Annotated in this window: 6 protein-coding genes; 3 read left to right on the top strand and 3 right to left on the bottom strand. The window is 75.4% G+C overall.

What is annotated here, in order from left to right; translation table 11 throughout:
* The first annotated feature begins 349 nt into the window (after positions 1–349).
* On the top strand, positions 350–961 hold the full coding sequence (locus ACFV0G_RS33685) for a DUF4126 domain-containing protein (RefSeq protein ID WP_380556206.1): 612 nt from the start codon (positions 350–352) through the stop codon (positions 959–961).
* 33 nt (positions 962–994) lie between these two features.
* On the top strand, positions 995–2,380 hold the full coding sequence (locus tag ACFV0G_RS33690) for a phytoene desaturase family protein (protein WP_380556208.1): 1,386 nt from the start codon (positions 995–997) through the stop codon (positions 2,378–2,380).
* 13 nt (positions 2,381–2,393) lie between these two features.
* On the opposite strand, the gene ACFV0G_RS33695 is transcribed toward ACFV0G_RS33690, so the two are convergent.
* The 3 genes from ACFV0G_RS33695 to metF form a co-directional block, all read right to left on the bottom strand.
* Positions 2,394–2,729, bottom strand: coding sequence for a hypothetical protein (locus ACFV0G_RS33695; protein ID WP_380556210.1), 336 nt, complete (start codon positions 2,727–2,729; stop codon positions 2,394–2,396).
* A 44-nt stretch (positions 2,730–2,773) separates the two neighbouring features.
* The gene (locus ACFV0G_RS33700; protein ID WP_380556212.1) at positions 2,774–3,628 is read right to left on the bottom strand and encodes a hypothetical protein; all 855 of its coding nucleotides are present in this window, start codon (positions 3,626–3,628) and stop codon (positions 2,774–2,776) included.
* Positions 3,629–3,716: 88 nt separating this feature from the next.
* Positions 3,717–4,631: a methylenetetrahydrofolate reductase [NAD(P)H] gene (gene metF, locus ACFV0G_RS33705; RefSeq protein ID WP_380556214.1), complete on the bottom strand. Its 915-nt coding sequence runs from the start codon at positions 4,629–4,631 to the stop codon at positions 3,717–3,719.
* A gap of 151 nt (positions 4,632–4,782) precedes the next feature.
* On the opposite strand from metF, the gene ACFV0G_RS33710 reads away from it, so the two are divergent.
* The coding region (locus tag ACFV0G_RS33710) for a polyprenyl synthetase family protein (protein WP_380556216.1) at positions 4,783–5,873 on the top strand (1,091 nt) is incomplete at its 3' end.

The following is a 5,873-nucleotide window of genomic DNA, read 5'->3' on the forward strand; positions in this document are numbered from 1 at the left end:
ACCCCCCGCAGGCGACCCGCCGCCCCGGGGCGGGGGGGCGCGGCCCCGGTCGGCCCGTGCGGCGACCGGGGCGCCGCCCCGCCGTTCCCCCCCGCCGGGCGGACGGCCCGGCCGCTCGCCGGCGAGCGACCTCTCAGCGCTCTCCCGGCGTCCCCCACTCTGCCCAATCCCGCAGGTCGGCGGCCATCCGTCGGGCTACTCAACCGGTGATCTGAGTATCCGTACTCAGGTTCGTCCGCCGATGCCGGACCATGGAACCGACCGGCGGCGCGCCCGCGTCCTGAGAGCGCCGGTACGGTACGGTCCCCCTCGCCCGGACGTCGGGCGGGACCGCCGGAGGGGAGCAGAGTTGAGCGTCATCCCGTTGATCTTCACCAGCGGCTGGGCGAGCGGTGTGAACGCCTATGCCGTGGTGCTGCTGCTCGGCCTGTTCGGCCGCTTCGGCGGGGCGGACACGGTGCCGCCGGCGCTGGAGCGCACCGACGTGCTGGTCGTCGCGGCCGTGCTGTTCCTGTGCGAGGCGGTCGCCGACAAGATCCCCTACGTGGACACGGCCTGGGACGCGGTCCACACCCTGATCCGCCCGGCGGCGGGCGCGGTGGTGGGCGCGCTGATGGCGGGCCACGACCCGGGCTCGCTGGGCCAGGTCGCGGCGGGTGCGCTCGGCGGTACGACGGCGCTGGTCAGCCATGGTGTCAAGGCCTCGCTGCGGATGGCGGTGAACACCTCGCCGGAGCCCGCGTCGAACATCGTGGTCAGCCTCCTGGAGGACTTCTCGGTGGCCGGCCTGGTCACCCTGGCGATCTTCCATCCGTGGGTGGCGGCGTCCGGCGCGGCGGTGCTGCTGGTGGTCGGCGTCCTGCTGGTCTGGTTCGCCGTCTCGCGGATCCGGCGCTTCCTGCAGCGCCGCCGCGAGCGCCGGGCGGCGCGCGCCGCCGTGGGCGTCCAGCCGCAGTTCTGAGCGGGGGCCGGGCGGCCCGTAGGATCAGCCCCCATGGCACGGATCGTCATCATCGGCGCAGGTATGGGCGGGCTCGCGGCCGCGTCCCGGCTCGGCACCCTCGGGCACCGTGTGACGGTCTGCGAGGCGGCGCCGACGTACGGCGGCGCGGTCGGCCGCTACGAGCGGGACGGCTTCGCCTTCGACACCGGCCCGGGCCTGCTGAACCTGCCCGCGGTCTACCGCGACCTGGCGCTGAAGACCGGCCGGGAGCCGCTGGAGGAGCTGGTCGAGCTCGTTCCGGTGGATCCGGAGAGCCGGCACGTGTTCCCGGACGGCACCGAACTGGTGCTGCCGAACGCCTCACGGGGCGGGGTGGCCAGGGCCCTGGACGAGGCCTTCGGTGCGGGCTCGGGCGAGCGCTGGGGTGCGGTGATGAACCGCGGCCGCGCGGTCTGGGAGGCCACCCGCCGCCCGCTGATGGAGGAGCCGCTGCCGGCCGGCCGGCTCGCCGACCCGTACCCGAGGCCGCCGCGGCGCGGACCCGCCAAGTGGCTGCCGCGCGGCTCGTACTCCCTCGCCGACGTGGCCCGGCGCGAGCTGGGCGACCACCCGGGGCTGACGGCGCTGCTCACCGAGTACGCCACCCGGTTCGGTCTCACGCCCGACGCCCCGGCGGGGGCGACCGTGCTGGCGTACATGGAGCAGTCCTTCGGCGTCTGGTACGTGCGCGGCGGCATCCGGGCGCTGGCCGACGCGGTGTTCCGCCGCTGTGAGCAGCGCCGGGTGGAGTTCCGGTTCGACACCCGGGTGGCCGAGGTGCTGACGGCGGACGGCCGGGCCTGCGGGGTGCTGACGGCGGACGGCGAGCGGATCGGGGCGGACCTGGTGCTCTCCTCCTCGCCCGAGCCGGGCCTCGGGTGGGAGCGGCCGGGCGGCGGGCTCGGCAGGGTGACGGTGCTGCTCGCGCTGCGCGGGGCCCGCCCGCAGGGCACCGTGCACCGGACGGTGGTGCACGCCGAGGACCCCTCCTGGGAGACGGACGCGCTGCTGCACGGGGAGAGCGTCCCCGAGGGGCCGACCGTGCAGGTGCTGCGGCCGGACGACCCCTCCCTGGTGCCGGACGCCGACCACGAGGCGGTCACCCTCACCGTCACCTGCGGGGTCCGCGAGGGCGACGACCTGGACGCCTACGCGGGCCACCTGCTCGACCACCTGGCGAGGTCCGGGCCGGACCTGCGCGAGCGGGTGCTGTGGCGGGAGGTGCGGTCCACGGCGTGGGTGCCCGTCCCGTCGCTGGCGGGCGGCACCGTCAACCCGCCCAACGCGACCGGCACCGCGGGCCTCTACCGGATCGGCGGCGGCGCGCACCCCGGCGGCGGGCTGGCCAGGGTGGGCATGTCGGCCTCGATCACCGCCGGGCTGATCGGCCCGGCCTGAGGGGGCCCTGCGCTCAGGACCGCCACAGCACCGAGTGCCGGTGCCGGGCGGGCTCGACCTCAACGGCATCGGCGCCGTAGCGGGCCAACTCGCCGAGCCGGCGGCGCAGCGCCTGACGGGCCCGGCGCTCCAGGTGGGCGGCGGCGGTGCGCACCGAGGCGTCCCGGTTCATCCGCTCCAGGGCGTACACCGCGACCTGCCGGGTGACCGGCTGCGGGCGGGCCCGGCGGCCCTCCCGGGCGGCGGCGCGCTGCTCGGCGCGGGTGCGGCGGAGGGTGTGCACCACCGAGGAGCGCCAGGGGCGGGTGGTGCCGGGGTCGGTCGTGCGGTGCGCCGCGGTCCGTGCCATGGCCGGTGTTGTAGCGCGCGGCGGGCGGGCCGGGCCAGTGGTTTTCAGCCCTGCTGCTGGTAGTCCCAGGTCTGCTGGTGGACGGTCTGCTGCGGGACGGCCGGCTGCGGCTGCTGGTAGGCCTGCTGCTGGGTCTGCTGCTGGGCCCAGTACTGCTCGGTGGTCTGCTGCGGCACCTGCTGCTGCGCGGCGTACGGGTCCTGCTGGGCGGCGTAGCCGGTGTACTGGGCCTGGGCGTAGGCCTGCTGCGCGTAGAGCTGCTGGGCATAGGCCTGCTGCGCGTACGCGTCCTGCTGGACGCTCTGGCCGGGCTGCTGGGTCCAGGTCTGCTCGTAGCCGTAGCCGTAGGCCTGCTGGGCGTAGAGCTGCTGGGCGTAGGCCTGCTGCGCGTACGCGTCCTGCTGGGCGGGCTGCTGGGTCCAGGTCTGCTCGTACCCGGCGGCCGCGGGGTCGGTGTAGACGCCGTCGTCGGCGAGCTCCTCGACCTCGGTGTAGGTGGCGCCGGGCTGCTCGGGCTCGACGGGGCCGACCGCGCCGACCCGGGGGGCCGCCTCGGCGACCGCCTCCTCGTCGGGGACGCCGCCGGTGGCGGCGCTGAGCAGCGGCACCCTGGCCAGCGGCCCGGGCAGGGCGCCGTCGGCGCGGCGCAGCGACCAGCCCGCGGTGTAACCGCGCTTGACCGAGAGGGTGACGAGGGTCTGGCCTATCGCGAAGCCCGCCGCGCCGGCGCCGATGACCAGCACGGACTGCAGGCGCATGCCGGCGACGACGCCGGCGAAGCCGGCCAGGGCGAGGGCCCGCCAGGCCACCGGGGCGCGGTTCTGGAGCAGCAGCTCGGCGGCCAGCCAGAGGGCGACCAGGGCCAGTGCGGCGTACAGCACCAGGTATCCGATGCTCATCCCGCTACCTCCAGTCGCGTGGCACGCGTGTGCGGGCGACTGTACAGGCTCGGGGCGGGCACCACCGCATCCGCCGCACGGCGCCCGCTCAGCGCTGGTGGAGGCCGAGGTTCTGGTAGATCTCCAGCGTCGAGGTGGAGTGGTTGAGGGTGATGAAGTGCAGTCCGGGGGCGCCCTCGGCGAGCAGCCGCTCGGCCATCGCGGTGGCGTGCTCGATGCCGACGGCGCGGACGGCCGCCGGGTCGTCGGCGACGGCGCGGAAGCGCTGCTCGAGGTCGGCCGGGAAGGCCGATCCGGACAGCTGGGGGAAGCGCTCCAGTTGCTTGATGTTGGTGACCGGCATGATCTCCGGGATGATCGGCGTCGCGCAGCCGGCGGCGGCGACCCGGTCGCGCAGCCGCAGGTAGTCGTCGGTCTCGAAGAACATCTGGGTGATCGCGTAGTCGGCGCCGGCCCGGCACTTGGCGACGAAGTGCCGGATGTCGTCGTCCCAGTTGTCCGAGCGCGGGTGCATCTGCGGGAAGGCGGCGACGCCCACGCAGAAGTCGCCGATGCCCTTGATCAGCTCGACCAGCTCGTAGGCGTAGGAGACGCCCTGCGGGTGGCGGACCCACTCGCCCATCGGGTCGCCGGGCGGGTCGCCGCGCACCGCGAGGACGTTGCGCACCCCCTGGTCGGCGTACTGGCCGATGATGTTGCGCAGCTCCGCGACGGAGTGGTCGACGGCGGTGAGGTGGGCGACCGGGGTCAGGGTGGTCTCGGTGGCGATCCGGCCGACCAGGTTGACCGTGCGGCCGCGCGAGGAGCCGCCGGCGCCGTAGGTCATGCAGACGAAGTTCGGGTCGAGCGCCTCGACCCGGCGGATGGCGTCCCAGAGCTTGCGCTCGGCGGCCTCGGTGCGGGGCGGCATGAACTCGAAGGAGAAGGAGCGGTCCCCGGCCGCCAGCAGGTCGCGCACGGTCTGTGCGCGGTCGGTTCTGGTGGAGGGGATGCCGAGTGCCATGCTGGCAGGTTAGCGGTCGGGCGGAGAACGTGACCAAACGTGGTCCACTGAATGAGACATGCACGTGGAACGGGCCGCGGAGCGCCGGATGCGGGGCCGCCAGCCGCCGCCGGATAGTCTGATTGTCAGCCCAGCGATCCGGAGTCCCACCGTGCCCACGTCCACCAGCCTGCCGGCCAGCCCGATCGACCGGGAGGACCTGCGCGAGCGGGTCAACGCCGCCCTCGCCGCGTTCATGGACACCCGCGGCGCCCTGCTCGCCGGCATCTCCCCGCAGCTCGGACCGGTCTTCGACGCGCTGCGCGACTTCCTGCTCGACGGCGGCAAGCGGCTGCGGCCGGCCTTCTGCTACTGGGGCTGGCGCGGCGCCGGCGGCGCGCCCGGGGGCGAGGGGATCGCCCGCGCGGCGGCCGCCCTCGAACTCCTCCAGGCCAGCGCCCTCGTCCACGACGACCTGATGGACCGCAGCGACACCCGCCGCGGGCTGCCCTCCGTCCACCGCCGCTTCGAGGCGCTGCACCGCGAGCAGGGCTGGCGCGGCGACCGCGAGCAGTACGGGGCGAGCGCCGCGGTGCTGCTCGGAGACCTGCTGCTGATCTGGTGCGACGAGCTGTTCCAGGAGAGCGGCCTGCCCGACGGGGCGGTCCGGGCCGCCAAGCCGGTGTTCGACCTGATGCGCACCGAGGTGATGCTCGGTCAGTACCTGGACGTGCTGGAGCCGGTGGCCGGCGACTCCGCCGACCGCGGCGCCCTGGACCGGGCGCAGACCGTGCTGCAGTACAAGTCGGCGAAGTACACCATCGAGCGGCCGCTCCAGGTCGGCGCGCTGCTGGCCGGCGCCGGGCCGGCCCTCGTCGAGGCGTACGGCGCGTTCGGGCTGCCGCTCGGCGAGGCCTTCCAGCTCCGCGACGACCTGCTCGGCGTGTTCGGCGACCCCGCGGTCACCGGCAAGCCGGCCGGCGACGACCTGCGCGAGGGCAAGCGGACCCTGCTGATCGCGCACGCGATGCGCCGCCTGCCCGCCGCCGACGCCCGACTGCTGGACGAGCGGCTCGGCGCCCCCGACCTGGACGCGGCCGAGATCGAGCGGCTGCGCGACCTGGTCGGGCGCAGCGGCGCCGCCGACCTGGTGGAGCGGCGGATCGACGAGCTGATGGCGCAGTCGCTGGCCGCCCTCGACGCCGCGCCGCTGGCCGGCGGGCCGGCCCGGGGGACCCTGCTGGCGCTCGCCGAGGCCGCGAC

This window comes from Kitasatospora sp. NPDC059571 (genome assembly GCF_042735675.1).
GTDB lineage: Bacteria > Actinomycetota > Actinomycetes > Streptomycetales > Streptomycetaceae > Kitasatospora.

What these genes read in the sequence shown, in the direction of transcription:
- ACFV0G_RS33690 (WP_380556208.1), top strand. Translation starts at nt 995, where the DNA reads ATGGCACGGATCGTCATCATCGGCGCAGGTATGGGCGGGCTCGCGGCC.
- ACFV0G_RS33695 (WP_380556210.1), bottom strand. Translation starts at nt 2,729, where the DNA reads ATGGCACGGACCGCGGCGCACCGCACGACCGACCCCGGCACCACCCGC.
- ACFV0G_RS33700 (WP_380556212.1), bottom strand. Translation starts at nt 3,628, where the DNA reads ATGAGCATCGGATACCTGGTGCTGTACGCCGCACTGGCCCTGGTCGCC.
- metF (WP_380556214.1), bottom strand. Translation starts at nt 4,631, where the DNA reads ATGGCACTCGGCATCCCCTCCACCAGAACCGACCGCGCACAGACCGTG.